The organism is Halomonas sp. BMC6 (assembly GCF_964204995.1).
Classification (GTDB): domain Bacteria; phylum Pseudomonadota; class Gammaproteobacteria; order Pseudomonadales; family Halomonadaceae; genus Vreelandella.
On sequence record NZ_CAXNSH010000001.1, the window covers coordinates 1,776,850 to 1,802,411 of the forward strand.

The 25,562-nt window shown below is 60.7% G+C and carries 25 protein-coding genes; 13 read left to right on the forward strand and 12 right to left on the reverse strand.

All coding sequences use genetic code 11. The features are described 5' to 3' along the window. Positions 1-84 precede the first annotated feature (84 nt). The 7 genes from AB6K10_RS08430 to AB6K10_RS08460 all read left to right on the forward strand — a co-directional run bounded on the left by AB6K10_RS08430 (position 85) and on the right by AB6K10_RS08460 (position 7,811). Positions 85-882, forward strand: coding sequence for a Cof-type HAD-IIB family hydrolase (locus AB6K10_RS08430; RefSeq protein WP_339118430.1), 798 nt, complete (start codon positions 85-87; stop codon positions 880-882). 116 nt (positions 883-998) lie between these two features. After that, a complete protein-coding gene (locus AB6K10_RS08435) occupies positions 999-1,715 on the forward strand; it encodes a response regulator (protein ID WP_159341547.1) in 717 nt (238 codons plus the stop codon). A gap of 74 nt (positions 1,716-1,789) precedes the next feature. After that, the gene (locus AB6K10_RS08440) at positions 1,790-3,193 is read left to right on the forward strand and encodes an ATP-binding protein (protein WP_339119609.1); all 1,404 of its coding nucleotides are present in this window, start codon (positions 1,790-1,792) and stop codon (positions 3,191-3,193) included. Positions 3,194-3,348: 155 nt separating this feature from the next. Then, positions 3,349-4,629, forward strand: a complete 1,281-nt coding sequence (locus AB6K10_RS08445) for an ABC transporter substrate-binding protein (RefSeq protein ID WP_054645203.1) — start codon at positions 3,349-3,351, stop codon at positions 4,627-4,629. A gap of 98 nt (positions 4,630-4,727) precedes the next feature. Further along, positions 4,728-5,642, forward strand: coding sequence for a sugar ABC transporter permease (locus AB6K10_RS08450; RefSeq protein ID WP_339118431.1), 915 nt, complete (start codon positions 4,728-4,730; stop codon positions 5,640-5,642). Continuing rightward, positions 5,635-6,513, forward strand: a complete 879-nt coding sequence (locus AB6K10_RS08455) for a carbohydrate ABC transporter permease (RefSeq protein ID WP_159341551.1) — start codon at positions 5,635-5,637, stop codon at positions 6,511-6,513. The genes AB6K10_RS08450 and AB6K10_RS08455 overlap by 8 nt, the downstream gene beginning before the upstream one ends. A 176-nt stretch (positions 6,514-6,689) precedes the next feature. Then, positions 6,690-7,811 carry an ABC transporter ATP-binding protein gene (locus AB6K10_RS08460; protein WP_159341552.1) on the forward strand — a complete coding sequence of 374 codons (1,122 nt, stop codon included), beginning with the start codon at positions 6,690-6,692 and terminating at the stop codon, positions 7,809-7,811. Positions 7,812-7,829: 18 nt separating this feature from the next. Here AB6K10_RS08460 and AB6K10_RS08465 read toward each other — a convergent pair whose 3' ends face one another. From AB6K10_RS08465 to AB6K10_RS08480, 4 genes are read right to left on the reverse strand one after another with little or no spacing between them, the layout of a single operon-like run. After that, entirely contained in the window at positions 7,830-8,867 is a 1,038-nt protein-coding gene (locus AB6K10_RS08465; RefSeq protein WP_339118432.1) for a TIGR01620 family protein, read from the reverse strand. After that, positions 8,864-10,252 carry a YcjX family protein gene (locus AB6K10_RS08470; protein WP_339118433.1) on the reverse strand — a complete coding sequence of 463 codons (1,389 nt, stop codon included), beginning with the start codon at positions 10,250-10,252 and terminating at the stop codon, positions 8,864-8,866. Before AB6K10_RS08470 ends, AB6K10_RS08465 begins: the two co-directional genes overlap by 4 nt. A 49-nt stretch (positions 10,253-10,301) precedes the next feature. After that, complete coding sequence (locus AB6K10_RS08475; RefSeq protein ID WP_058576924.1) at positions 10,302-10,493, reverse strand: hypothetical protein; 192 nt, start codon at positions 10,491-10,493, stop codon at positions 10,302-10,304. 60 nt (positions 10,494-10,553) lie between these two features. Beyond that, on the reverse strand, positions 10,554-11,423 hold the full coding sequence (locus AB6K10_RS08480) for a D-hexose-6-phosphate mutarotase (RefSeq protein ID WP_339118434.1): 870 nt from the start codon (positions 11,421-11,423) through the stop codon (positions 10,554-10,556). Between the two features lie 129 nt (positions 11,424-11,552). Here AB6K10_RS08480 and AB6K10_RS08485 point away from each other — a divergent pair, with 129 nt between their 5' ends. The 4 genes from AB6K10_RS08485 (at position 11,553) to AB6K10_RS08500 (ending at position 16,405) form a co-directional block, all read left to right on the forward strand. Next, positions 11,553-11,795, forward strand: a complete 243-nt coding sequence (locus tag AB6K10_RS08485; RefSeq protein WP_139525453.1) for a GlsB/YeaQ/YmgE family stress response membrane protein — start codon at positions 11,553-11,555, stop codon at positions 11,793-11,795. A 183-nt stretch (positions 11,796-11,978) separates the two neighbouring features. Continuing rightward, complete coding sequence (locus AB6K10_RS08490; protein WP_339118435.1) at positions 11,979-14,444, forward strand: YbeU/YbeR family protein; 2,466 nt, start codon at positions 11,979-11,981, stop codon at positions 14,442-14,444. 106 nt (positions 14,445-14,550) lie between these two features. Further along, positions 14,551-15,186, forward strand: a complete 636-nt coding sequence (locus AB6K10_RS08495; RefSeq protein WP_159341556.1) for an NlpC/P60 family protein — start codon at positions 14,551-14,553, stop codon at positions 15,184-15,186. A gap of 37 nt (positions 15,187-15,223) precedes the next feature. After that, complete coding sequence (locus tag AB6K10_RS08500; RefSeq protein ID WP_305947801.1) at positions 15,224-16,405, forward strand: MFS transporter; 1,182 nt, start codon at positions 15,224-15,226, stop codon at positions 16,403-16,405. Here the strand turns inward: AB6K10_RS08500 and AB6K10_RS08505 are convergent. Genes AB6K10_RS08505 through AB6K10_RS08525 form a run of 5 tightly spaced genes read right to left on the reverse strand, consistent with a single transcriptional unit; the run spans position 16,379 to position 21,199 of the window. Then, positions 16,379-17,005 (reverse strand): ATP-binding cassette domain-containing protein, encoded by a 627-nt coding sequence (locus AB6K10_RS08505; protein WP_339118436.1) that lies wholly within the window; start codon positions 17,003-17,005, stop codon positions 16,379-16,381. The two genes, AB6K10_RS08500 and AB6K10_RS08505, sit on opposite strands and share 27 nt — an antisense overlap. Then, positions 16,998-17,819 carry an ATP-binding cassette domain-containing protein gene (locus AB6K10_RS08510; RefSeq protein ID WP_253017058.1) on the reverse strand — a complete coding sequence of 274 codons (822 nt, stop codon included), beginning with the start codon at positions 17,817-17,819 and terminating at the stop codon, positions 16,998-17,000. Before AB6K10_RS08510 ends, AB6K10_RS08505 begins: the two co-directional genes overlap by 8 nt. Positions 17,820-17,842: 23 nt before the next feature. Continuing rightward, a complete protein-coding gene (locus tag AB6K10_RS08515; protein WP_339118437.1) occupies positions 17,843-18,646 on the reverse strand; it encodes an ABC transporter permease in 804 nt (267 codons plus the stop codon). Further along, positions 18,639-19,625 (reverse strand): ABC transporter permease, encoded by a 987-nt coding sequence (locus AB6K10_RS08520; RefSeq protein WP_339118438.1) that lies wholly within the window; start codon positions 19,623-19,625, stop codon positions 18,639-18,641. The genes AB6K10_RS08515 and AB6K10_RS08520 overlap by 8 nt, the downstream gene beginning before the upstream one ends. After that, positions 19,616-21,199 (reverse strand): ABC transporter substrate-binding protein, encoded by a 1,584-nt coding sequence (locus AB6K10_RS08525; protein WP_339118439.1) that lies wholly within the window; start codon positions 21,197-21,199, stop codon positions 19,616-19,618. Before AB6K10_RS08525 ends, AB6K10_RS08520 begins: the two co-directional genes overlap by 10 nt. A gap of 104 nt (positions 21,200-21,303) precedes the next feature. On the opposite strand from AB6K10_RS08525, the gene nikR reads away from it, so the two are divergent. Beyond that, on the forward strand, positions 21,304-21,705 hold the full coding sequence (gene nikR, locus AB6K10_RS08530; protein WP_159341563.1) for a nickel-responsive transcriptional regulator NikR: 402 nt from the start codon (positions 21,304-21,306) through the stop codon (positions 21,703-21,705). Positions 21,706-21,765: 60 nt separating this feature from the next. Here nikR and AB6K10_RS08535 read toward each other — a convergent pair whose 3' ends face one another. Next, complete coding sequence (locus AB6K10_RS08535) at positions 21,766-22,248, reverse strand: peptidylprolyl isomerase (protein ID WP_159341564.1); 483 nt, start codon at positions 22,246-22,248, stop codon at positions 21,766-21,768. Positions 22,249-22,424: 176 nt separating this feature from the next. On the opposite strand from AB6K10_RS08535, the gene AB6K10_RS08540 reads away from it, so the two are divergent. Beyond that, positions 22,425-22,703 (forward strand): hypothetical protein, encoded by a 279-nt coding sequence (locus AB6K10_RS08540; RefSeq protein ID WP_159341565.1) that lies wholly within the window; start codon positions 22,425-22,427, stop codon positions 22,701-22,703. A 164-nt stretch (positions 22,704-22,867) separates the two neighbouring features. Here AB6K10_RS08540 and AB6K10_RS08545 read toward each other — a convergent pair whose 3' ends face one another. Together AB6K10_RS08545 and AB6K10_RS08550 are read right to left on the reverse strand one after the other, a co-directional pair. Then, positions 22,868-23,335 carry a glycine zipper 2TM domain-containing protein gene (locus AB6K10_RS08545; protein ID WP_062373622.1) on the reverse strand — a complete coding sequence of 156 codons (468 nt, stop codon included), beginning with the start codon at positions 23,333-23,335 and terminating at the stop codon, positions 22,868-22,870. A 248-nt stretch (positions 23,336-23,583) separates the two neighbouring features. Next, the gene (locus AB6K10_RS08550; protein WP_159341566.1) at positions 23,584-25,182 is read right to left on the reverse strand and encodes an isocitrate lyase; all 1,599 of its coding nucleotides are present in this window, start codon (positions 25,180-25,182) and stop codon (positions 23,584-23,586) included. Positions 25,183-25,562: the final 380 nt, after the last annotated feature.

Genomic DNA, 25,562 nt, shown 5'->3' on the forward strand with positions numbered 1-25,562 from the left:
TCAATGACTTACTTACGGTTGGCTGAATCGGTTAAGCTGAGCGAACTGCCACGCTAACCCTGCTAACGCACAAGGAGCGCTTTGATGACCCCTCGCCTGATCGTTTCCGACCTGGACGGTACGTTGCTAGGCAGCGACCACCGGTTACATGACAGCACCGTCGAGGTGCTCCAAGAGTTGGTTCGGCAGGGGCACCATTTGGCGCTGGCCTCTGGCCGCCACTACCACGATATGCGCGTATTCCGCGACGAGCTGGGCGTGCCTGCTCACTTGATCAGCACCAACGGGGCCTATACCCACGACCCGGACGATGGCTTGGTTAGCGCGTCGCACCTCAACCCGGATCATGCCCACACGCTGATTCATTTACCCCGACCGCCTCAAGTGCGCCTCAGCCTTTACCGCGAAGCGGGCTGGCATGTGGATGCCGAAGCGCCGCACTTGCTTTCATTACACGCCTCGACGGGCTTTCGCTATGAGGTCGTGCCACCGGAGCAGATGGACGCCAACGGCGTGGGTAAAGTGCTCTATTTAGGCGACCCGGACGCGCTCGCAGAATTGGAGGCTCAGGCCCAAGCGGCGCATGGCGATGGGCTCCACATTACCTACTCTACGGTGGACTCGCTAGAGATCATGGCGGGCGGGGTGAATAAAGGCGTGGCGCTAGCGGCGTTGCTGGAGTCGCTTGGGCTCACCGCCGCCGACTGCCTAGCCTTTGGCGATAACCTCAACGACACCGAAATGCTCACCCTGGCAGGCGAGGCCCAGGTTATGGCCAACGCTCATCCGGCGCTGTTTGATCGCGTGCCAGAAGCCCAGCGGATCGGCCACCACGGCGAAGCAGCGGTGGCGTTATTCCTGAAGCAGCGCTTTGGGCTTTAGCATTTGTCGCTGTCATTTTCGCTCTGCCACCTTAGTCGATAGCCGCTTGCGGTAGGCGGAGCGCTCCACCATCATCTAGCCCTTAAAACGATAATAACTTAGGGGCGCTTTCCACGATGACAACCACGCCTGCGACCTTGATGGTGGTCGACGATGACCCGGAAATTCGCGAGCTGCTGGCGGATTACCTGGGGCGGCACGGTTACCACGTGCTGACCGCAGAGGGGGCGAATGCGCTCTACCAACAGCTTGCCGAGCACACGCCCGATTTACTGATCGTCGATGTGATGATGCCGGGGGATGACGGTTTTACCATCTGCCGTGAGCTCCGCAAAACCAACGACACCCCCATCATCATGCTCACCGCCAGCGCTGACGATACCGACCGTATCTTGGGGCTGGAATTAGGGGCCGACGACTATATCGGCAAACCCTTCAATCCCCGCGAGCTGCTTGCGCGCATTAAAGCGGTACTACGCCGCACGCGCCCGGCGGCCGCCCCTCATGAAGCGCGCTGGGTACGCTTTGGTGAGTGGCAGCTCGACCGAATGACGCGGGAATTAGTGGATCACACCGGTGAGCGCACCGCGCTTTCCGGGGCAGATTTTCAGCTGCTCCAAGTGTTTTTAGAGCGCCCCGCCCAGGTGATTACTCGCGATGATCTCTACACCCTGACCCGTGGCCGCGATGCGCCGCCGTTGGACCGCTCGATTGACGTGCACGTGTGTCGGCTACGTCAGCGCTTAGGTGAAGATGCCCAGCATTCACAGCTGATTCGTACCGTACGCGGGGCGGGCTACGTGCTCACGGCCAGGGTAGATGCGGCGTCGTGACGTCGTGGCGACGCTGGCTAAAACGACACTCGCACTGGCTGCCCGCCAGCCTGCGCGGGCGCTTCGTCATTATTATGATTGCCGGGGTGCTGGCCGCCCAGGTGGCGAGCTATACCATTTGGACCTCTCAGGTGCGCGCCAGCCAGCTCGAACAGCTCGATGAGCTCTCCAGCAATATGGCGTTTAGCATCGCCTCCACCATGAAATTCTTCCGTTCGCTGCCGGTGGACTATCGGCATATCGTGCTGGATCAACTGCGCAGCATGGGCGGCACGCGCTTTTTTGTCAGCGTGAACGAGCGGCGTATTCCCGTGGCGGATATCGGCAGCGGCCTGGAAAAAGAGGTGGTGGTGAGCAACGTGCGCACCATTCTGACCCAGCAGCTCTCGATTGACGATGTGGTGGTGGAGTTCTCCCGCCCGGAAACCCTGCGGGTCTTCAATAATGAAGTGCTGCTTTACGACCTGCCGCCCCGCTGGGGCCAGCACAGCCTGTTAATGGAGCCCCTTTCGCCGCCCATTCTGGTGGTGCAGCTGGAGCTTGCTCCGGATACTTGGCTCTATGTCGCCACGCTGCTGGGCGTGCCGGATATTTTCAGCGGCTACCGATGGCTCTCAGAAGAGCGACTGCTAGCGGGCATCGTCGTGCTGCTCACCGTGCTGGCGCTGTCGCTATTGGGCATCACCAGCGTGACGCGGCCGCTGGCAAGGCTCTCCCGGGCGGCACGTCAGCTCGGCGATGACCTGGACAGCCCGCCGCTGAAAGAGAGCGGCCCCAAGGAGGTAGCGGCCACCGCCGTAGCCTTTAACCGCATGCAGCGGCGTATTCGCGAGCAGGTGGAGGAGCGCGAGCGGCTCTTCTCTGCAATCTCCCACGACTTAAAAACGCCGATTACCCGCATGCGCTTACGGGCTGAAATGCTGGATGACCCGCTTCAGCGCGAACGCTTCTGCGCCTCGCTGGATGAGCTATCCGAGCTGGTCAAGGGCGCGCTCGCCTCCGTCAAAGGCCTCGATTTACATGAAGAGCCGCAGCCAACGGATCTCAACGCGCTAACGACCGAGCTGGCCGAGGCGCTGCGCTTGCAGGGGGGCGAAGTGCAGGTGGCAGGGCAGGTGGCGCCACTCACGGTCAAACCGCTGGCGATGAAGCGCTGCCTGGCGAACCTACTGGAAAATGCGGTGTTTTACGGCCAGCGGGCGAGGGTAACGCTGGAAGAGCAGGCGGGCGTGGTGCGCCTACATATTCACGACAGTGGCCCTGGCATCCCTAAGGATCAGCTTGGCCGCGTGTTTTCACCCTTTGTACGCCTGGAGGTGTCCAGAAGCCGCCACACCGGTGGAAGCGGCCTGGGGCTAGGCATTGCCCGGCATATCGCCCGTGCCCATGGGGGCGATATTATCCTTGCTAATCACCCCACAGGCGGCTTGCTGGCCACGCTAATGCTGCCTCGCCAATCAAGTGTTACAGACTTGTAATACTATGCAGGACTCGGTAACTCCCGTTATGCGGCTCGCTGTCGTACTCTGCTAAAAGCCGTTTTACACCGCGTGTGTCCCGGCATTACAACAGCGATAGCCGTCAAGCCTTTCAGGGCTGGTGTTCGCGATAACAACAATAGCAGGAGCTACCCATGCTGATTAAGCAGTTGCCCACGTTTAAAAAATCCGCCCTCGCACTGGCCTTAGCGGCAGGCACCGCCATGGCCGCAGGCACTACCCAAGCAAGCGATGTCGAAGTACTCCACTGGTGGACATCCGGTGGTGAAGCCCGCGCGGCCAACGTCCTCAAAGAGCTACTCGAAGCCGAAGGTTACGGCTGGCAGGACTTTGCGGTGGCCGGTGGTGGCGGTGAAACAGCGATGACGGTGCTTAAATCCCGCGCCATGTCAGGTAACCCACCCTCCGCCGCGCAAATTAAAGGCCCGGAAATTCAGGAGTGGGGCGAGCTTGGCCTGCTGGGTGACTTAAATGAAGTGGCGGATGCCGAAGGCTGGAACGACCTGTTACCAGAGATTGTGGCCGATATTATGCGTTACGACGGCCAGTACGTAGCCGTGCCTGCGAACGTACACCGGGTTAACTGGCTGTGGGCCAACCCGGACGTGCTGGAAGCCGCTGGCGTAGAAATGCCCACCACCCTAGACGAGCTGTTTGCCGCCGGGGAAGCCATTCGTGAAGCGGGTTTTGTGCCGCTAGCCCACGGTGGCCAGTCCTGGCAGGACGCCACCGTGTTTGAAAGCGTGGTGCTGGGTAGCCAAGGCACTGAGTTCTATCAGCAGGCGCTGGTGGAGCTAGACCCGGAAGCCCTGGGCGGCGAACAGATGGTCGCCGCGCTGGAAGACTTCAAACGCCTGCGCGAGCTGATGGACGAAGGCATGCCGGGCCGCGATTGGAACATTGCCACCGCGATGGTCATTGAAGGCGTGGCGGGCTTTCAGCTGATGGGCGACTGGGCGAAGGGTGAGTTCACCGCCGCAGGCCTGACCGCCGGTGAAGACTATCTGTGCGCCGCCGCTCCGGGCACCGAAGACGCCTTTACTTTCAACATCGATAGCCTGGCGATGTTCCGCGTGACCGATGATGCCGAGCGCGAAGCTCAGCACACGCTGGCGCGCTTGGTGTTAGAGCCCACCTTCCAGGAAGCCTTCAACCTTGCCAAAGGCTCCATTCCCGCGCGTCCTGACCTGGATATGAGCGAGTTCGACAGCTGCGCCCAGCAGTCGATGGCTGATTTCCAACGTACCGCTGAAGAGGAGGGGTTAGTGCCCAGCATGGCCCACGGTATGGCCGTTCGTGCCGACGTTCAGGGGGCTATCTTTGACGTCGTGACCAACTACTTCAACGACGCCGATATGCCCGCCGAAGAGGCTGCCCAGCGACTGGTCAGCGCCGCAGAAGCCGCTTCGTTTTAAGCGCGGCACCGTTGGCAATAGCGCAAGCACGCGCTGAACGTACGTAACCAGCGCCGCCGCAACGGCGGCGCTAGCGGTTGACTGGCGAGGAATTCCCCATGAGCGAAACCCCAACGCGCACCGCGTTGCGGCCAACGGCCTCTGGTCGGCTGCAGGCCTGGCTGCCAAGGCTAGTGCTGGCACCCTCGGTGGCGGTGTCTCTGTTTTTTGTTTACGGCTTTATGCTGTGGACCTTTGTTCTATCACTCACCAGCTCGCGCATGCTGCCCAGCTACGATTTTGTCGGGTTTGGCCAGTATGCGCGGCTGATGGCCAACGAGCGCTGGTGGGTGGCCTCTACCAACCTGATGATCTTTGGCACGCTGTTTATCGTGATCTGCTTAGTGCTGGGTGCGCTGCTGGCGATGCTGCTGGATCAAAAGATTCGTCAGGAGGGCGCACTGCGCACCGTCTATCTCTACCCCATGGCGCTGTCATTCATCGTCACTGGTGTGGTGTGGAAGTGGCTGCTAAACCCGCAGTTGGGCATCCAGGCCATGGTGCAAAGCTGGGGCTTCGAGTCGTTTGAATTCGACTGGATTGTCGACCCGGATATGGCGATTTACACCCTGGTAATTGCCGCCGTCTGGCAGGCCTCTGGCTTCGTGATGGCGCTGTTTTTAGCCGGGCTGCGCGGTATTGACGACAGCATCGTCAAAGCTGCACAGCTCGATGGCGCAAGCCTACCGCGCATTTACTGGCGGGTGGTCATGCCCTGCCTCCGCCCGGTGGTGTTCAGCGCGGTGATGATTCTGGCCCATATTGCGATCAAGAGTTTTGACTTGGTAGTGGCCCTCACCGGCGGCGGGCCGGGTTACGCAACGGACTTACCCGCCACCTTTATGTACACCCACGCCTTTAACCGCGCGCAAATCGGCCTGGGCTCTGCCAGTGCCATGCTGATGCTCGGCGGTGTGCTGGCCATCCTGATTCCTTACCTCTACTCCGAACTAAGGAGCCGCAAACATGGCTAATGTGATTCGTCGCCAAACGCCTGCGGCCAAGTTGTGGCGGGGCGTGCTGTACGCGGTACTGATCATCGCCGCGCTGTTCTACGTTCTGCCGCTGGTGGTCATGTTGATGACTTCCATCAAACCGCTGAGCGAAATCAGCGCCGGTACGCTGCTGTCGTTACCGCAAAACCCAACGCTGGCCCCCTGGACAAAAGCCTGGGGCGAAGCCTGCACCGGCATGCGCTGCGAAGGCGTGGGCGGTTATTTCTGGAACTCCTTTGCTATCGTCATTCCTGCGGTGCTGATCTCCACCGCCGTAGGAGCGCTGAACGGCTACGCCCTGACCAAATGGCGCTTCAAAGGCTCCGAGCTGGTCTTCGCGCTGATGCTGTTTGGCTGCTTTATCCCGTTTCAGGTGGTGCTGCTGCCCATGGCACAAACCCTGGGCTGGCTGGGGCTTTCCAGCTCGCGGGCGGGGCTGATCCTGGTGCACGTGGTGTTTGGTATCGCCTTTACCACGCTGTTCTTCCGCAACTTCTATGTGGGCATTCCCAACGAGCTGGTGTCGGCGGCCAAGCTGGACGGTGCCGGATTCTTCCGTATTTTCTGGCGCATCCTGCTGCCGGTGTCCGCCCCTATCATCGTGGTCTCGGTGATTTGGCAGTTCACCCAAATCTGGAACGACTTCCTATTCGGCGTGGCGTTCTCGGCACACGACACCCAGCCGGTGACCGTGGCGCTCAATAATCTGGTGAACACCTCCACCGGCGTGCGCGAATACAACGTCGATATGGCCGCCGCCATGATTGCCGCACTGCCCACCCTGGTGGTGTACGTGCTGGCGGGTAAATACTTCGTGCGTGGGCTAACGGCAGGCTCCGTAAAGGGCTAATAACAACTAGGTGCATGGCAGTCCCAGGTAGAGGTCAGCATCTCCCCGTAGCGGGGGTCTTTCGCCAGGACGGCGAAAGTAGCGCCCAGGGAAGGGTTTACAGCGCCCCCGCCAAGGGGTGATCTGACCGGTGCCAATGCGTGTCTTGCCAGCTCCCTTAGAACAGGATTTTGATAATGGCAGCGTTAGAGATTCACAACGTACGCAAAGAGTTTGGCAGCGAGCGGGTGCTGAAAGATGTCAGCATCTCCATCGATTCCGGCGAGTTTTTGATTTTGGTGGGGCCATCCGGCTGTGGTAAATCCACGCTGATGAACGCCATCGCAGGCCTTGAACCGGTCACCAGCGGCAATATCTATATCGACGGCGAAGACGTCACCTGGCGCACCCCCGCCGAGCGCGATATTGCCATGGTGTTCCAGTCTTACGCCCTGTACCCCAGCATGACCGTACGCCAAAACATCAGCTTCGGCCTAGAGATGCGCAAAGTGCCCAAGGCCGAGCGGGAAGCCGCCGTGGAACGGGTGGCCGATCTGCTGCAGATTTCCCACCTTTTAGAGCGCAAGCCCGCCCAGCTCTCCGGCGGCCAGCGCCAGCGTGTGGCCATGGGCCGCGCCCTAGCGCGGGAGCCTAAGGTCTATCTGTTCGACGAGCCGCTCTCTAACCTGGACGCCAAGCTGCGCGTAGATATGCGCACCGAGATCAAAAAGCTCCACCAGCGTTTAGGCACCACCATCGTCTACGTTACCCACGACCAAGTAGAAGCCATGACCCTGGCGGACTGCATCGCGGTGATGCGTGATGGCCATATTCTGCAGTTAGGCAGCCCTGATGAGGTTTATAACAACCCGGTGGATATGTTCGTAGCGGGTTTTATGGGTTCACCATCGATGAACTTCATCCGCGCTACGCTGGAAGCCGACGGCGATGGCTATGCACTGCGCATTGCCACCCCCGACGAAGCCGACCTGCTGCTGCCGTGGCCAGCGGCCCGCCATACGGCAGGGCTAGTGGAGCAGCTCGACAAGCCGGTGATTCTCGGCCTGCGGCCTGAACATTTCAGCGAAGAGGATGTGCGGCTCAGCGAGCAGGCCGAAGGCACGCTGCTGGAAGCCAAGGTGAGCGTGGTGGAGCCGACCGGTGCCGATATTCTGCTGCGCCTGCCGCTGGGCGAGCAGGAGATTACCGCGCGGGTCGGGCCGAAGTGTGAGGTGTCGCCCGGTGAGCGCTTGGCGCTGAGGGTCGATATGTCCCGGGCGGTGCTGTTCGATGCTGAAACCGAGCAGCGGCTGGCTTGAGCCGCTGGGTGAGTGGTATTAATCGCTGTTGCGTGCGGCGGGGGCGGGCTCTTTATCAAGCCGCTTGATCTGCCGCCAGAGGTCCTGGCGAAGGTCGGCTAGTTTGGGCTGCTCTTCGGGTGTAAACGCCACCGGGCGGCACAGCCGCTGAGCGCGCATACCGAGGCGGGCGCTCAGCAGCCCCGTTGCTAAGCCTTGGCCGGCTCTTGCCGAAAGGCGGCCTGCCAAGTCCAGCGAGAGCATGTCCATGCTGGCATCGGTAGCCAGTTCGCTGGCGCCTGCAAACGCCATGTTATGCAGCACGTGGCGAAATAGCCGCAAGCGGCTGGCGTAGCCAAGTTCCAGGCCGTACAGGCGGCTCAGCCTATCCACCATGGCAAGGCTGCGCCACGCCACAAGCGCCATATCCACCAGGGTTAGCGGGGAAACCGCCACCATGATGGCGGTTTCCCCCGACATGCGCGTAATCAACCGCTGAGCTTCCCGGTCACGGGGGGCTAGCAGGTGGTAGCGCAGCAGGGTTTGAATCTCTTCACCGCTATGGTGAGGCTGGCACGCCCGCTGAAAGGCCAGCCAGTGCGGGTCGTCGTTGCTCAGTGCAAGCTGCTGTTTTAACTGAACGGCCATCGCCTGGGCCTGCTGGCTGGAGCGCTGGGGAAGCTCGGCTAGGTTGGCCCGTAGCTGATCGTGCCGCTTTAAGCGCCGCAAACGGCCCAGCTCCTTGAGAAGCGATACGCCGCCCAGCCCAATCAAGCTCATGCCAAACAGCTGCCACGCCATCGCCATCCACTGGGACTGGGACAGCGCGTCAGGAATGCCGGTTGCAAGCTCTACCGTGCCGAGTGTGGCACCGCCTGCCAAGGCAAACATCAGCCCCCAGCGGCGTTTGCGGGGCGCGCCAAGGGTCTCTTCCGGCAGCGCTTTGAGTTCGGCTTGGGTCGCCAGCGGTTGGTGTGATTCAGTCGCCGCAAAGCGTTCATGCTGGCGCAGGGTTTCCTGGGTAGGTTCGGGCGGCGCTTCGGTGTGGAAGTCGCGGCGGGGCTGAGGGTTGCTCATGTCAGTTTGTCTCCAATCAGCCAGTCAATCGCGGCGTCCATACGGATGTGGGGCAGTGCCTCGCTATCGGCGGGCATCGGGCGGAAGCTGGGGAAATCAAACCCTTGCTGCTGCCAAAAATCGACTTTGGGCAGGCGGCTGGGCACATCGCCGGGGTACACCAGCACGTCTTCGCCTTCTAACGTGGTGCCTTTCAGCGCTGGCGTTCGCTTGCCATCATGAAGCACTTCGCGGGCCTCGGTGGCGCGAATGGCCGCCAGCGACAGCGCTTTCACCGGGATATCGGCAAAGCGTAAGTCTTTCAATGGCTCCGCCAGCAGCGCTTCTAATAACTGCACCACGTGGGTGTGTTGGTCGGGCGTCACGTGGTCCGCTTTGGTGGCGGCAATGGCGAGGCGGTCAATTTTGGGAGCGAACAGGCGGGTCAGCAAGCTGCGCTTGCCGTAATCAAAGCTCTTCATCAGCTGTTGCAGCGCGCGGGAAAGATCCTCGAAACGCTCCGGCCCGGCGTTAAGCGCACCCAGCACGTCCACCAGAACAATCTGGCGGTCAAAGCGGCGGAAGTGGTCGCGGTAGAAGGGGCGAACTACCTGCTGCTGATAGTAGCGAAAACGGGCCGCCAGGGTGGCGTAGAGGCTTGATTCGGGCAGGGCGTCGAGGGTTTCTTTGGGAGTATCTAATCCGGGCAGCGGGAAGAACTGCAGCATCGGTGCGCCATCCAGCTCGCCGGGCAGCAAAAAACGCCCCGGCTGCAGGTCAGAGAAGCCCGCCTGCTTGGCGCGACGCAGGCCCAATGCGTAGGCCTCGGCCAGCGTGGCGAGCTGCGCTTCATCGGCTTCTGCCGTGGGGTCTAGCTGCTCTGCCTCGGCCAGCCATTCGCTAAACAGTGCCCGGCGATGAGGGCCTTCGTGCTGGGCCTGGCTCTGGCTCCAGCTGTAGAAGTCGTGCTGCAGCAGCGGCAAATCCAGCAGCCATTCGCCGGGGTAGTCGAACAGATCCAGCGTCAGGTGAGCGATATCCGGCGTGAACCAGCCCTGCTGGGCAGGGCGGTAGCGCAGCTGTAAACGCAGCTCGCTAATGCCGCGGGTGGGCTCGGGCCAGCGCGGCGGTGTGTCTCTCAGCGAGGCCATGCCGGGGTCATAAGGGAAGCGTGGTACGCCTAAGTCCGGCTGATTTAAACGCTGCGCGCCTAGCAGGCGGCCTTCACGGGCAACCGGTAACAGGTCTAACTGTGCTTCTACGCCTGCCTGGCGTAGTTGGTTCACCAGCGAGGTTAAAAATGCCGTTTTACCCGCTTGCGAAAGGCCTGTTACCGCCAGGCGCAGCTGTCGGTCTCGGCTTCGCTCTAACATGTTGCTCAATTCGCGGCTTAACGGCTGGCGCATCCTGTCGCTTCCTTCATCGGGTGGGGCATCTTGGCGAGGTGGTCGAGCGTTAGCGCTGCCACATCAAGACAAGCTGGGAGAGCATGGGCAGGGTCGCAATGATAAAACCGACGACCGCGAGGCTATAGCCGGGCCAGCGGCGCTGCATTTTTTGTGCAAGCGTTAAGCCAACCAAGCACACCACCATGCCGATCAGGTTAAAGGCAAGCGTGGCTGCTTCCAGCCATTGCTGTGGATCCATCGTCGCTCCTTGGGGGGATATCCATGGCTTGATCATAGCAAAGCCTGAATGAACCGATCATTAACCGCGGCTTATTGTCGTCCCTAGCAGGTGCTGTGCCCCTGGTACTAACCAAACGGGGTCAAGGCGAGTATTGGCGGCTTCAACGCATAAAAAGTGTTTGGCGGCGTCGGCGGGCGTGTCGCTGGGCAGGTCGCTATCCGGGTGCCAGACCACCGTGGAGTCGCTGGACTGCTTGCCGATGCGCAGCGTGCGCTGGCCGTCGTTGAGCAGCACCGCTTCATTGGTGTGATAAATACGGTCGACCGGGCCACGAATCGCCAGCGTGCCCTGCTGCTCAGACTCAGCAAAGTCACGCAGCTTATCCAAATAGCGTGCGCCTGCTAGGCCTTCTAAGCGGCATTGATGCACCTCATTAACGGCCAGGTAGGTATGCAGTGCGCCGCTGGTTTTGATCGGGGCATCGCCAATGTTTTCGCTAATGATCTCAACGTTTAGCCGCTGGGCGTTGGCTTGAATGACCACACGGGCGGTGAGCTGGCTATGTAAGCGCTCTTCCGGTGACAGGTGCACTTCGATGCCTTCGGCGTGGTCGTCAACGGCGTCCAGGCGCCACATGGCGTGGCGAGCAAGCCCATGGAAAGGGCCGTTACGCTCAGGGCTCTCATCGGCGTAGCGCTCGTCGGCAAACCAGGGCCAGCAGAGCGGGATGCCGCCACGGATCGCGCCCGGCAGCGCCTGCGGCGTTGGCGTCACCCACAGCCAGCCGGTGTCGTCTGCTGGCTGGAAGTGCAGCACTTGAGCGCCCTGTAGGCTGATCGCCATTTCCCCCCAGGCCATGTTGAAGAGCGCGACGTCACGGCCTTCCCAATGGGCCCGTTGATGGCCATCAACGTGGCTAAGTAGCTGTTTAAGGGAGTCGGGAATCATAAGGGAATCCTTGTGGGCAAAGGCAACAAATGGGCAGAACAGTAGCGCCGTGTGCTATGGTAGGACAAACATAGGTGGAAGAATAGTTTGAAGGTAAAACCCCAAGCTGAGTGAAACCAAGGAGGTAGTATGGGCTTTATTGCGTGGTTAATCATTGGTGGTTTAGCTGGCTGGATCGCTGGCAACATCATGCGTGGCGGCGGTTTTGGCGTACTCGGTAACATTGGTGTGGGGGTGGTCGGCGCCCTCGTAGGTGGCTTCCTGTTTAGTCTGCTGGGGCTGCAGGCGGGCGGCTTCATCGGTTCGCTGGTGACGGCGACCGTGGGGGCGGTGGTCTTGTTATGGGTGATCAGTAAAGTCAAAAGCGCTTAGCGCTTCTCCCCCTAAGTGGTACCCGCTGCCCGGCCTTTGTGCCGGGCAGCGCTGTTTTGTGCGGCTGCTATCGGTCTTGGCAATAGTTTCCGTTACACTATGCGTCTTTGGGCAGCCTTATCAGGCTGCTTTATTTTGTACGGTTTTCATTGATCGCTTTCTGCTTCTTGTTCGAGGTGTCTTTTGGTCGACGCACTAAATACCTGGTGGGCCCAACAGCTGGTGCTGTGTGACTGGGCTTTTACACCGCACCCACTGGCGGTGGATGCGGTAGCGGCTGAACAGCGCTTGCTGCAGCTGGGTATTGCCGATCGTGGCGCGTTGGCGGATCAGCTGTTTTTTGCATTGGGCGCACCGTCAGGCAGTGCCGATCAGCTGCTGGGTGCGCTGGAGTGGGCCGCTCTGGCGGGCGCGGCGGGCTGGTTGAGCCAAGCGCAGGCGACGAACTGGGCACACCATCTCATACGACGCATCACGTCGGACTACAGCGATCAGCGAGCGTGGCTGTCGGATCTACGTCGCGCGCTGGGGGCCAAAGGTTGGGAAACCGGTGCCGACGACCGCTTCATCGACGCTTGCCAAGCGCTGTCCAACCTGGAGAGCGAAGGGGAGGGGGTGACCTGGCAGTCGCTGGATGCCGCGCTTGCCCAGCGCGACGCTCCCACATCGCTATGGCCGCAGCCCGCCGAAGCGCAGCCTTGGCGGCTAGGTGCTCTGTTTCGACCCGTGATGTGCTATCCGGCCAGCGCTGCCGACTGGCCCGACGCCACTCAGTGGTTGGAGCGTATCTGGCAGATTTACGACCGTGAGCAGCTACTGGAAGTGATGCTCTGGCTAAGCGCTCAAGGTGAACGTCAGCGCTGGGATATCGAAGCCCGCGAGCTTCTGACCATGGATCACGCGCAGCGTCAAGAGTGGCAGCGGGGGGCAGTAAACGATGCTCCCTACGCACCGGTGCTCACGACGTTCGTCAATCAGGGCGAGCCGTTGGAGTGGGCCGCCTGGGACTGGCTGCGGCTAGTGGAGCTCGCCTGGGCCGGTGCCTGCTGTGGCTGGCTAAGCCAGGCGGAAGCGGACGACCTAGCGGCCCATGCGGCTGATCTCGTGGGTCGCCGTTACCACGACTGGCACGCAGTGCTGAAAGCCTACCTGCGCGGGCAAAGCCTCTTCGAGGGCGTCGATCGGCGGGGGATGACACCCAGCGCCCGCCACAAGCTGTTAATGCACGCTGCCCATAGTCCCTGGAAGCACTCGCTGGCTGCACTTTTGGACGAGCCGACGCGGCAATCCTCGCGTACGCGTATCAAGGCCTGGCGCAACACGGCTCACCATTGGCTGCTCGCCCTGGCTGGCGTACGCGAGCCGGATGTCATGCTGCGTCAACTCAATCCCTCGGCCCCGATAGCCGAGCAGCGCCGCGCGGATGCCGCCGTTTACCTTCAGGATTCGCTTGGCCTGCATGCGGATGAAGGTCACCAGGTGCTGGCGCGCTACTGGCTTCCTGCTCAGGCGCACCACCTCAACCAGCTCGCGGCAGATGCTGTGCATGGCGTACTGCCTCCGTCGCAAACGCGCTTTGGCCAGCCCACGCCTGATGAGCTAAAACAGCGTAACGCGGTGAAAGGAGTCAGTCGTCACGCCGCCACGATTCACATGGCCGAGAAGTTTGCGTTCTACCTGCACATGGCGCTCGACAGCGGCCTGTTCGAGCGCGAACCGCTCATGCAGCACGCCAGCGCTCTGCGAAGCTGCCTGTGCCGTTTTTATGCCACGCCCAAGCGCCTGCTAGAGGCCTGGTTTGCCTGGGAGAGCTGCCTGCCCGAGCCCGAGCATGACTCGTTGATCAATGAAATCGCGTGGCATCTGGAAGACCCAGGCAGCCTGTTCCATTGGTTGGATTGGCGCCCCGATGCTTGGTGCGAGCCGGGTGAGCGGCCAACGTTGACTCACTTCACGGCGATGTCGCTGGTAGGGCCGCTGAACAGCGCGGTGTGGAGCGAGCCGCAGTTGGAAAGTCCGCGCGAGTGCGCCGACATTCGCGAATGGGTCGAGAGCCACTACCACCTGACCAGTGCCGACGACATGCAGGAATTTTTGACCTTCATGTTGGAAGCTGGGGACCGTCAGGAGTATCAGATCAACTACGCGCCCTATACGCTGAACCCGGAGCGGTTGGCGGCGGAAATCGCCATATTGGAGTCCGGCGACTGCGGCGAAGAGGAGCGTCACCACTTGCTGCGTCTGCGCCGAGTGAGCACCAACGAAGATGGTTGTAATGACGTTGACATGGCCGCCTGGGATATTGCCCAACTCGTGGATCTTGCCATTGCGGCACGGCAGCTAGGTTGGCTCGACAAGCCAGCGTTTGCGAACGTGCTCGACCGCGCCTACCAGTTGGCGGCAGACCACTACGCTGGTTGGCAGGAGTATGCGGCAGGCATGTACGCCGGCTTCTCGTTTTTCATGGGCGAAACGCCTGAGCGAGAGAGTTTCTTGGCCGGGTTTCGTCAAGCGCTGGTGGCGTGGCTGTGCGGTGCGCCGGTGCTTGCCGGCCCCTGGGCGAGCCTGGATTTTCCCGGCAACAAGCCGCGCCATTTCGCGCCGCTGCATATCGATACGTTGCCCGGGGATCAGCGAATCTTACATTAGACTCGCCAAGCATAGGATAACTGGCTTATAGTCCAGAGTTTGTAAAAAATGAGTTTTCTCATGCTTGGGTCTTTTCCATTTTTCATTCTGTCACGAGGTTAATCGCATGGTTGCGTCGCCACACCCCGCTGTGACCGCTGTCCGTGTTGTGAGTGTTTGTGTCGTCGTTGCTTTGTTAGCTGGCTGTGCAGGCTCCGCCTCGCGCCAGGGCATGGAAGCCCCCGAGGATTATTTCTCGATGTCGCTTCCGGGCATGGAGGGAGCCGATCCTAAAATGTCGCCCGTTGACCCGATTGATGCGCATCTTCGCAGTTTGCAGACGCCACCACCAACAGTGGTGCGCCAAGCGCTGTTAGAGCAGCACCAGCGGTGGGCGGGAACGCCTTATCGCATTGGTGGCACCACCGAACGTGGTATCGACTGCTCGGCCCTGGTCAGAAACGTGTTCCGCGATACCTTTGATGTTGAGCTACCCCGTTCTACCTACGATCAAGTGCATGAGGGACGCCCGATCGACCGCCAAGAGCTGCAGGCGGGCGATCTGGTCTTCTTCCGCCCACCCGGACGCTACAACCATGTGGGCATTTACGTCGGAAATGGCTATTTCCTCCATGCGTCCACGTCGAAAGGCGTGATTATTTCCAGCTTGGACAATAGCTATTGGCGGCGCTATTACTGGCAGTCGCGTCGTGCCTTGGAGCCGACCAACCTTGCCCAGCTAAGCAGTCGCTTCCTGCCGTAAATGCGCGCTGGCGGCGTCGGTTACTGTTGGAAAGGACATGATTGAAGCAAAAACGCGCGCCTGGTGGCGCGCGACAGCGGCTCTATGTTTAGGGTCGTTCCTGGTATTCATCAATCTGTACGTGCCACAACCGTTGTTGCCGGGCCTCAAAGAGACCTACGGGGTGTCGACGCTGGGCGTCAGCTTGCTGATGTCGGTGTCGACCCTTTCGTTGGCCCTGGCACTGCTGGTGTTTGGACCGCTCTCCGATGCGATTGGCCGTGAAGGCATCATGCGCATCACCCTTCTTTTGGCCGGCGGGTTGTCGCTTGCCCTAGCCTTTGCACCGACCTTCGAAAGTTTACTGGTACTGCGTTTGCTGCAGGGCTTCGTGCTCGGCGGCTTGCCCGCCGTGGCGATTGCCTGGATGGGCGACGAGTTCGATAAAACCGCCTTGCTGAGCGCCGTGGGGCTCTACATCGGCGCCAACTCACTAGGCGGGATCAGCGGGCGTATCGTGGGCGGTGGGGCAGCGGCGATCGGTGGGCCGACGGCGGCGTTTCTCGCGGTAGGGGCCATGACGGTCGTCGGCTGTGTACTCTTTTGGCGGTTGCTGCCCAATAGCCAAGCCTTCGTGCCTAAACGCTTCCACCTGCGCGATGCAGTGACGGATCTGTTGGGGCATCTTCGTTCCCCCGTGCTGCTCGCTGCCTATTGTTTGGGCGGTATCAACTTCCTGATTTTTATCAATCAATATAGCTACATCACCTTCCGATTGGCGGAGGCGCCGTATCAACTGGCGGCGAGCGGCCTGGGACTGATCTTTCTCACCTACCTAGGCGGTACCTTTGGCTCGACAGTGTCAGGCAAGTTGGCAGGGCGCTTTTCCCCCGCCAGCTGCATGAGTGCGGGCATCGTGATTCTCATGCTGGGCACCGCCGTTACTCTGGCGGACTCGCTGGCGCTCATCATTCTCGGTTTGACCATTAACGCTTTCGGCTTTTTCATGGCCCACTCGTTGGCGTCTAGCTGGGTGGGGCGCTATGCCCGAGGGGCGCGAGGCAGCGCCTCGGCGCTCTATCTGGTGTTTTACTACCTGGGGGCGAGCGTTGGCGGTTTCTGGCTAGAGCCGTTCTGGCGTTGGTCGCAGTGGCAGGGCGTGGCCATCGGCTCGTGGCTGCTGCTGAGCGTTACTCTGGTGATCGGCCTGGGGTTATGGCGCTTCGAGCGTCGTGCCTAATCGGCCGTGGGCCAAGTGGTAGCGCCGGTGGCATAGCCGGTCGAGCAGCGCTGCATCGTGACTGATGACGATGATGCCAAGGGCATGGCGCTTGGCGTATCCATCGAGTGCTTGCCAGAGCGTTAGCTGCGAGATGGGATCCAGCATGGTGGATATTTCATCGGCCACCACGTAACGCACGCCAGGGGCGAGGGCGCGCAGCACGCACACGCGCTGTAGCTGCCCGCCCGAGAGAGCATTGGGAAAGCGTGTCAGCCATTCGGGCTCGATGCCAAATGCCGCCATCAGGTCACTGGGCGGCGTCCAGGCTTCTTTGAGGATTTGACCGACCCGCCAGCGCGGATTGACCGCCAGCTCCGGCGATTGCGGCAGCCACTGCACCGTGCGTAGCCCGCGTCTGGGCAGCGGCGAGCCATCTACCCACACGCTGCCTTGATGGGGCGTGAGCTGGCCTGCCAAAAGCCTGCCCAGCGTCGATTTCCCTGCGCCTGAGTCGCCGCTGAGTCCGAGCCACTCTCCAGGGGCCAGGTGTAGCGAGACTTTCTCCAGCAGCGGCTGGCGTGGCGAAAAGTGAAACGATAGCTGATGGGCGTCAAGCAAGCGTTGGCTCCATGGGCTGAGGTGGGGAGGCGTATGTGGTGAACGCGTTATCCGGTAGCGCCTGCCAGAGTGCCCGAGCATAGTCACTCGTCAGCTGTTCGCCCTGGCCTTGGAAAGCCTGCGCAGGTGCGGTTTCCAGCGCTTGGCCTTGGCGCATAACGGTGACCTTATCAGCCACGGTGAGCGCATGGCGCAGGTCGTGGGTAATCAGCAGCACCGTTTTGCCTTCTCGCGCCAACGCCTTGAGCGCTGCCAGCACACGATCGCGCTGGATGGGGTCCAGACCCACGCTGGGTTCATCGGCAATCACCAAGCGTGCGCTGCCCGCCTGGGCCATGGCGATGAGCACTCGGCGCGCCATGCCGCCTGATAGCTCGTGGGGGTAGTGAGTCGCCGCGTGGTCGAGCTGGTAGCGGCGCAGTAGCCCATCGGCGCGCTGCTGAGCGTCAGGGCGACTGAGCCCTGCTCGTTGGGCCGCCCAGCGCACCTGATGCTGGCTGCGGGCGAGCGGGTCAAGCGCGTTCAACGACTGAGGAATGAGCGCCAACTGATGGCCTCGCAGCCGTTTCTGGCGGGTCGGTGTCAGTTTCTCCCCCTGGAAGAACACGTCGCCGGTGACCCGTGCCGGTTGAGGCAGAAGCCCTAAAATGGCGTAGGCCAATAGGCTTTTCCCTGCCCCGGAGGCCCCCACGACAGCATGCACGTCGCCCGTTTGTAAGTGGAGTGACAGTGAGTCGATGCAGGAGGTCCACTCTCGCCGCCACCAGCGTGGGTAGTGAGGCAGCTGCACGGTCAGACGGTCGATGGTCAACATGGCAAACTCCTTGGTCACAATCGCTAGCGCGCTAGCACTTCGCGCAGCATCGAGGCGAAGCGTCCAATCGCCAACACCATGAGCAGTAACCCCAGCCCTGGAAATACCCCCAGCCACCAGTAGCCGCCGGTCAGGTAGCGCATCGCGTCTGCGAGTAAAACGCCGATGGCGGGCTGCGTCGGGTCGAGGCCGACGCCTAAAAAGGTCAGGGCGGCCTCGTGCAAAATGGCGTGGGGAAAGAGGAGAAGTGCGCCCACGAGGCAGTGGGGTAGCACATGAGGCAGCAAATGACGGCTGATGATGAACCCTTGACCTTTACCCAGCCCCCGGGAGATGGCCACGTAGGGCGCATGGTGAACGTGGCGTAGCTCGGCCCTGAGTACGCGGGCAAGGCTCGGCCAGTGGGTCAGCGCCACGGCGATGATGACCGCCTCCGTGCCGCCGCCCAGCGCAAAGGCGATCAGTAGCAGTAGCAGCAGGTGTGGCACGCTCAATAGCGTATCGATCAGCAGGCTCACTAACGCATCCAGTAGGGGGGACAGCATGGCAAGACTGGCGAGACTCAACGCAACCAGCGTGCCCAGCAAGGCAGCGCTCAACCCTACCTGAAAACTCAAGGCAAGCCCCGCCAGGGTTCGCGCCCAAACCTCACGCCCGAGGGCATCGGTGCCCAGCCAGTGCTCGGGGCTGGGTGGCAGTAGCCGCGCCGCGAACTGCATCCGTGTCGGGCTATCCCCGAGCCAAGCGGTGCTGCCAAGTAGCAGTAGGACGAGCAGGGCCAGTAAAGCGGCATAGCCTGCCGCGATCAAACGCGGCTGGCTACTCATTGGTATGGCTCCGCCGAGTCCGCGGGTCGGTCAATCGAGAGAGCCCATCGGCCGCCAGATTCCCTACGCTGACGAAGAGGGCGGTGAAAAGCGCTATGGCGAGCAGCAGCGGCACGTCGCTGCGTAATCCTGCCGCGACGGTGGCTTGCCCAAGACCTGGGTAAGCAAAGACATGTTCGACCAAGAGCGAACCGCCAAACAGTTCGCCCAGTGAAGCAAACGCCAGAGTAATCGCGGGAAGGCTGGCGTGGCGCAGGCCGTGGCGCCAGGCGATATCGACACGGCTAGCGCCTTGGGCAAAGGCGTGAAGGGCAGTGTCTGAACGCATGAACGCCACCATCTTGGCGCGCGTGTGAAGAGTGAGGGTCGCGACACCTAATAGTGCAAGCGTGAGGGTAGGCAGCAGCAAGTGATGAAGGCGTGTGAGTAGCGTAACCTCTTGACTCAGCACGCCGGTTGGCCCTGCGCAGCAGGTAGGCGTCCACCCCAGCGTGACCGAAAAAAGCAGCAGTGCCAGCATGGCAAGCCAAAACGTGGGTGTCGACGCGGTGAGGTAGGCGTAGCCGCTAATCAGGCGATCCAGCCAGGAGCCCTCGTTGCTCCCAGCCGCGATGCCGAGCAAGATGCCCAACGCAAGAGAGAGCAGCCAAGCGCCACCCAGCAGGAGAAACGAGCGCTGAACGCGTTGGCCGATGACATCGCTGACCGGCTGATGGTAGATATGACTCCAGCCCAGCTCGCCGCTCAGCAACTGCTGCAGCCAGTGGCGAAACTGCACGGCTGGTGAGGCGTCGAACCCCCAGCGCTCGGCAATCAGCGCCCGCTGTTCTGGGCTGACCTGAGCCATTTGTGGGCCTAGGTAGGCATCCACCGGGTCGATGGGGGAAAGCATCATCAACCCAAACGACACTGCGGCCACGCACAGCAGAACGAGCATCAGCCGCAGAAGGCGGTGTGCGAGCCATGCCGCTAATCGCACGTCCAGCGCCACTCGAGCAGATTGGCGGTCACCGGCCAGCCGTGGCCGTGCGGGGCAACGCCCAGGTCGCCAAGGTCCAGGCAGCGATTGGTAGCGTACACGTGGGCGAGATTGACCATCCACGCCCAGCTCGTGTCGCCCTGTACGCCATAGCCCGTAGTGCCGTCCCACTGGGCCGCTTGCCAGTGCCGGTAGGCGTCTTCGGCGCTAGCCGCCGCTTGGGCTGCCTCCAGGTGTTGGTCGACCGTCTCGTTAGCGTAGTAGCCACTGTTATAGAAGCCGACCCCGGCGTGAGCACTGTGAAAGAGGTAGTACACCTCCTGAGGGCTTTGGCTGCCAAAACCAAACACGATGGCATCTTGATGGAGGGCTTCCCGTTGAATTTCGTCCCAGTGGCGGCCGGTGGGCTGCATCTCGATGCCGAGCGGCCGCACCATCTCGGCACTCACCTGAGCGAGCTGTTGGCGGGTGGTGTCGCTGCTGGGATAGGTAAGACGAAAGCGGGCCGGTTGGCCGTTTTTATAACGCAGCCCGTCGTCCTCTTTGCGCTTCCAACCCGCCTCGTCCAGTAGGGCGTTCGCGCGGGCTAGGTTAGGGGTGGCGAGTTGCTCATCCCCATGACTCCAGGGCAGGCCATCAGCAGGGCCAAACGCAGGTCGCCCAAAGCCGTTCAGCGCTACGTCCACAAGCGTTTCCCGGTCGAGTGCGAGATTGATCGCTTGGCGAATGGCGAGGTCGGACGTGACGTCATTCCCCATCGGGGCGCCGTTGGTGGCGTGCTGGCCCTCGTCTGGTTGCATGGGAAACAGAATGCCTCGGTTATCGACACTCTCCATGATGACCCGCCGCATCGGATCGGGAATATTCTCAGCCAGAGCCGGGGGGATGGCGGCCAGGTCGACCTGACCCGCGTGGGCGGCGCTGAGCGTCGCAGCTTCATCGGTGAAGAGGAACACTAGCCGCTCGAAGATCGGCGCAGGGCCGTAAAAATAGGGGTTGCGCTCTACGATCAGTTGCTCACCCTCCTGCCACTCGACTAACCGGTAAGGGCCTGATCCCAGCGGCTGTCTGCCGTACCCGTCGTCATAGCCATTGTCTCGCTCGGCGTGGGGAACGATTCCCTGCGTCATCAACTGGTCGATAAACGTAATGCGCGGTGCCTTGAGAGTCAGTTCGACGGTATTGCCATCTACGGCCCGGGCGCTCGCTAAGGCGCTGAGATCGGCTCTGCCGCCTGCTTTGGCGGCGGCACTAAACGTGAAGGCAACGTCCTCTGCGGTTAGCGGCGTGTTATCGGAAAACCGGGCATCCGTGCGTAGCGTGAGCCGCCAGGTCAAACGATCGTCCGACAGCGACCATGTCGCGGCGAGTCCTGGCTGGGGCGTTAAATCCGGCCCTCGGTTGAGCAGGGTGGATTGAAAGAGCGGGTTACCGTACTGGCCCCAGCCGAGCAGTGGGTCGAACCCCTGCTCCGGTTCGCCGCCTATGGCGAGCACTAACTGGTCTTTGGCCCACGCTGGCGTGCTTAGTGCTACGCATGTGGCCGCCAGAGCCAGTATGATAGTGCGACGCATGAGTCACCTTTTAGGCTGTTAGTATGATGTTTTCACAATAACATCATACTAACAGCGCTGGAAGTTGCGGCGATGCACCATGAGAGACCGGCGAAGGAGAGGGTATGCAGCGGGTAACGGTAACGCTGGATGAGGAGCTGTTAGGCGAGGTCGATGCGTTGATGGCGCTGCGCGGCTATCAAAATCGCTCAGAGGCGATTCGTGATCTCACGCGCAGTGGGTTGACGCAGGCCAAAGAGCAGGTTGCGCCCGAAGCCCCGTGCATGGGCGCGCTGGTGTATGTATACGACCACGCGGCGCGGGATCTTTCCAAACGGCTGACCCGCCACTCCCACGATCACCACGACTTAACGCTCTCGACGCTGCATGTGCACATCAACCACGATAGCTGCCTGGAAGTGGCACTATTGAAGGGGCAGGGGAGCGCACTAAAGCAGTTTTCCGATGAAGTGACGTCATCGCGTAGCGTACGCTACGGTCAGCTCGTGCTGATTCCGAACGACTAGCACCCTATCGCCCACAAAAAAGGGCGGCCCAGTGGCCGCCCCTTGATCGCTTCGAGCTGTTTAGTGCTCGACGCCACCTTCGCCGTGCACGTGGCCGTGCTCGACTTCTTCCTGGCTTGCTTCACGAACGGTCGCGATTTCAACGTCAAAGTTGAGGTGCTGACCCGCCAGCGGATGGTTGCCATCTACAACGACGGTGTCGCCTTCGACTTTCTTGACGGTAACCATCAACGGGCCGCCTTGAGTTTGCGCTTGGAACTGCATGCCCGGCTCGATGCTCTCGACGCCTTGGAATGCATCGCGCGGCACTTCTTGCATCAGCTGTTCCTGAACTTCGCCGTAACCCTCTTCCGGGGCAACTTTGACGTTCAGTTTGTCGCCAGCAGCGCGGCCTTCAAGCTCTTTTTCCAAGCCCGGGATGATGTTGCCCGCGCCGTGGAGATACGTCAGAGGCTCGCGGCCTTCGGAACTGTCTAGCACCTCACCTGCATCGTTGGTCAGGGTGTAGTGGAACGCGACAACCGAGTTTTGCGCAATTTGCATTGATTAACCTTTCGGTGAGTGCATGTCCCAACATGGTAACGCGTGTGGAGCGGCTTGTCAGGGGGTAAGCGGGGTTTTTCCACCCCCACGCCTTTAGCGCTATTGCGCCTGGGGGTGTGCAGGGATACCCTACATCCATCATTTTTTCACCTGCCATACACTCACTGGAGTCCGTTATGACCATCTTCTTGATTTGGGTTGTCGCCTTCGTGCTGATTGCATATTTTGCCAACAAGCGTTGGGAAAGCGGCGTTAGCCAGGGGCTGGACAAAATGCTGCCCGAGGTATTGAAAAGCCACGGTGATAACCGTTACCTGTGGGTCGCTGCATTGGCCGTGCTGGGTGCGACGACGCTGATTCGCCCGGTGGATGTGCTGCTGGTAGCGATTTTGCTGGCCGTGATTGGCTTGATCATCGTAAAACTCGCCAACTGGGCAAGCAGCATGGCGCACTGAGTGGTCATGCCCTAGACGTTCTTTGCCTAGACGTGCGTTGATTGATACCTAACGACAGCAGCCCGGCCAACTTGGCCGGGCTGCTGTCGTTTGACGAGCCATCGCTTTAAGTGCTTGCGTATGGTCTGCCAGGGCACGCTGCTGGGTAGGCGCGCCCGATCTGTTTAGTAAGGGGCTACGCTTAGGTTGGCACCGCTGCCAATCAAGCGAACCCGCTGGCCTGCCTGGAACTGGCGGTCGGCGCTCTGCACGACGACGACATCCGTGCCGTCGTCACGACGGATTTCCATCTCCAGCGCGTTAACGCGGTTAGCGCGGTCTTCTGCAGCAGTACCAGCAACTGCGCCGCCCAGCGCACCCGCCACGGTCGCGAGCTGGCGACCAGAGCCACCGCCGATTTGGCTACCCAGCAGACCGCCGATGACGGCGCCACCGCCACCGCCCAGCAGGTTGCCAGTACGGCTATCGGCTTGAATTTGGACGGGGCGGACGGCCACGATGGTGCCATAGCTGACGCTTTGCCCCGTTTGCGCTTGGTTACCACGGTAGACATCGCCTGAGTAGGGTGCGGTGTTGGCGCAACCAGCCAGTGTCAGAATGCTCAATGCGGCAACGGGTAGTAAACGTTTCATTAAAACCTCCAGTGGGTATCAGCGTCGATGGCGGTTAACCGATCGCAAAACGTTGCATACATCTCGTTTTAGAACAGCGTTCGTTAAAAGATAACGGAAACGTACAGCTTTGACCAGCCATCCCAAGAAAAGGTCACAAAGTAGAGTGTAGACAGGCATTAAGAAAGCAGTGTGCAAAAAATTTGCAGCGGGGCGGTCGCAAAGAAAACAGGAGGCCGAAGCCTCCTGTAAGTCATGCAAAGAGAGGGTTAACCAAACTGATTCATGGTGTTGTCTTTACCGCCCGCTTTCAGCGCGGCATCACCGTGGAAGAACTCTTTATGGTCGTCGCCGATGTTGGAACCTGCCATGTCCTGGTGTTTGACGGTGGCGATACCCTGGCGAATCTCTTGGCGCTGCACGCCTGCGACGTAAGCCAGCATGCCTTCATCACCGAAGTAGCCCTTGGCCAGGTTGTCGGTCGACAGGGCCGCCGTGTGGTAGGTGGGCAGCGTGATCAAGTGGTGGAAGATACCGGCTTCACGGGCACCGTCGCGCTGGAAGTTGCGCGTCCACTCGTCGGCGAGCTGGCCAAGTTCGGTGTTGTCGTACTCGACGCTCATCAGCTTGTCGCGCTGGTAAGCCGACACGTCCTTGCCTTCTTTCTCCCAGGCATCGAAGACCTGCTGGCGGAAGTTCAGCGTCCAGTTGAAAGAGGGCGAGTTGTTGTACACCAGCTTGGCATCCGGCACTACCTCGCGGATACGGTTCACCATGCTGGCGATTTGGCCAACGTGGGGCTTTTCGGTCTCGATCCAAAGCAGGTCGGCACCGTTTTGCAGGCTGGTGATGCAGTCCAGCACCACACGATCTTCGCCAGTGCCCGGTTTGAACTGGTAGAGGCCGGAGGCCAGGCGCTTGGGCTTGACCAGCTTGCCGTTTTGCTTGATGACCACATCGCCGTTATTGATATCCGCCGCGTTGTCGATCACATCCCCATCCAGGAAACTGTTGTACTGATCGCCCAAGTCGCCCGGCTCGTGGGTCACGGCGATCTTCTGGGTCAGGCCTGCGCCGAGCGAGTCGGTGCGAGCGACGATGACGCCATCTTCTACGCCTAGCTCCAGGAAGGCGTAACGCACCGCGTTGATTTTCGCGAGGAAGTCTTCATGGGGCACGGTGACTTTGCCGTCTTGGTGGCCGCACTGTTTTTCGTCGGAGACCTGGTTTTCAAGCTGGATACAGCAGGCACCTGCTTGAATGAATTTTTTGGCCAGTAGGTAGGTCGCCTCGGCGTTACCGAACCCGGCATCGATATCGGCGATGATCGGCACGATATGCGTTTCGTAGTTATCGATCTTATGAATCAGTGCTTGCTCTTTTGCGCTGTCACCAGCGGCCTTCGCTTCATCGAGAGCGCGGAACAGATGGTTAAGCTCCCACGCGTCGGCTTGTTTCAAGAAGGTGTACAGCTCTTCGATCAGGTTGGCGACCGAGGTTTTCTCGTGCATGGACTGGTCTGGCAGCGGGCCGAACTCGGAGCGTAGCGCGGCCACCATCCAGCCGGAGAGGTAGAGGTAGCGACGCTTGGTGGTACCGAAATGCTTCTTGATAGAGATCAGCTTTTGTTGGCCGATAAAGCCGTGCCAGCATCCCAGTGATTGCGTGTACTGGGAGGTGTCGGCATCGTAGGCGGCCATGTCGTCGCGCATGATCTTAGCCGTGTAGCGGGCGATGTCCAAGCCGGTGTGGAAGCGGTTTTGGGCACGCATACGGGCAGCGTATTCCGGTTTGATGGCTGACCATTTGCCGCCTTGGGCTTCGCGAAGTTGGGCCATCGCTTTGATATCGTCGAGCAGTCCTGACATGAGCTGATTCCTCCAGGGTTATCGTCATTCGCACGTTAGCTTGTTCTTATGCTGCACCTGCGAGATAGACTCCAGCATTGTTCAATTTCGCGGTGCTGTCTCTACACCAATCGTCTCTCAGCAAAACGTCGCGGTGAGGCGCTTCGCTTTGTACAGCGTTCATGTCTCCGAAGAGAAACTCATTAACGCTGCAGTGCAATAACTATCGACTAGCCGAGGGGATCCAACAATTGTCACTTGGGGGCACACGGCGTTGTAGTCCGACGACAGCGACTACGCAAAACGCCCTGTTTGTGTAGTCGTTTTTCGTCAGTGGTGGGTCATGGACGTGATCGTAGGCATAAAAAAAGCGCCACACGTGGTGGCGCTTTCATCAATCA

Coding starts and splice junctions, on each gene's coding strand:
- AB6K10_RS08430 (WP_339118430.1), top strand. CDS start 85: ATGACCCCTCGCCTGATCGTTTCCGACCTGGACGGTACGTTGCTAGGC.
- AB6K10_RS08435 (WP_159341547.1), top strand. CDS start 999: ATGACAACCACGCCTGCGACCTTGATGGTGGTCGACGATGACCCGGAA.
- AB6K10_RS08440 (WP_339119609.1), top strand. CDS start 1,790: ATGATTGCCGGGGTGCTGGCCGCCCAGGTGGCGAGCTATACCATTTGG.
- AB6K10_RS08445 (WP_054645203.1), top strand. CDS start 3,349: ATGCTGATTAAGCAGTTGCCCACGTTTAAAAAATCCGCCCTCGCACTG.
- AB6K10_RS08450 (WP_339118431.1), top strand. CDS start 4,728: ATGAGCGAAACCCCAACGCGCACCGCGTTGCGGCCAACGGCCTCTGGT.
- AB6K10_RS08455 (WP_159341551.1), top strand. CDS start 5,635: ATGGCTAATGTGATTCGTCGCCAAACGCCTGCGGCCAAGTTGTGGCGG.
- AB6K10_RS08460 (WP_159341552.1), top strand. CDS start 6,690: ATGGCAGCGTTAGAGATTCACAACGTACGCAAAGAGTTTGGCAGCGAG.
- AB6K10_RS08465 (WP_339118432.1), bottom strand. CDS start 8,867: ATGAGCAACCCTCAGCCCCGCCGCGACTTCCACACCGAAGCGCCGCCC.
- AB6K10_RS08470 (WP_339118433.1), bottom strand. CDS start 10,252: ATGCGCCAGCCGTTAAGCCGCGAATTGAGCAACATGTTAGAGCGAAGC.
- AB6K10_RS08475 (WP_058576924.1), bottom strand. CDS start 10,493: ATGGATCCACAGCAATGGCTGGAAGCAGCCACGCTTGCCTTTAACCTG.
- AB6K10_RS08480 (WP_339118434.1), bottom strand. CDS start 11,423: ATGATTCCCGACTCCCTTAAACAGCTACTTAGCCACGTTGATGGCCAT.
- AB6K10_RS08485 (WP_139525453.1), top strand. CDS start 11,553: ATGGGCTTTATTGCGTGGTTAATCATTGGTGGTTTAGCTGGCTGGATC.
- AB6K10_RS08495 (WP_159341556.1), top strand. CDS start 14,551: ATGGTTGCGTCGCCACACCCCGCTGTGACCGCTGTCCGTGTTGTGAGT.
- AB6K10_RS08500 (WP_305947801.1), top strand. CDS start 15,224: ATGATTGAAGCAAAAACGCGCGCCTGGTGGCGCGCGACAGCGGCTCTA.
- AB6K10_RS08510 (WP_253017058.1), bottom strand. CDS start 17,819: ATGTTGACCATCGACCGTCTGACCGTGCAGCTGCCTCACTACCCACGC.
- AB6K10_RS08515 (WP_339118437.1), bottom strand. CDS start 18,646: ATGAGTAGCCAGCCGCGTTTGATCGCGGCAGGCTATGCCGCTTTACTG.
- AB6K10_RS08525 (WP_339118439.1), bottom strand. CDS start 21,199: ATGCGTCGCACTATCATACTGGCTCTGGCGGCCACATGCGTAGCACTA.
- nikR (WP_159341563.1), top strand. CDS start 21,304: ATGCAGCGGGTAACGGTAACGCTGGATGAGGAGCTGTTAGGCGAGGTC.
- AB6K10_RS08535 (WP_159341564.1), bottom strand. CDS start 22,248: ATGCAAATTGCGCAAAACTCGGTTGTCGCGTTCCACTACACCCTGACC.
- AB6K10_RS08540 (WP_159341565.1), top strand. CDS start 22,425: ATGACCATCTTCTTGATTTGGGTTGTCGCCTTCGTGCTGATTGCATAT.
- AB6K10_RS08545 (WP_062373622.1), bottom strand. CDS start 23,335: ATGAAACGTTTACTACCCGTTGCCGCATTGAGCATTCTGACACTGGCT.
- AB6K10_RS08550 (WP_159341566.1), bottom strand. CDS start 25,182: ATGTCAGGACTGCTCGACGATATCAAAGCGATGGCCCAACTTCGCGAA.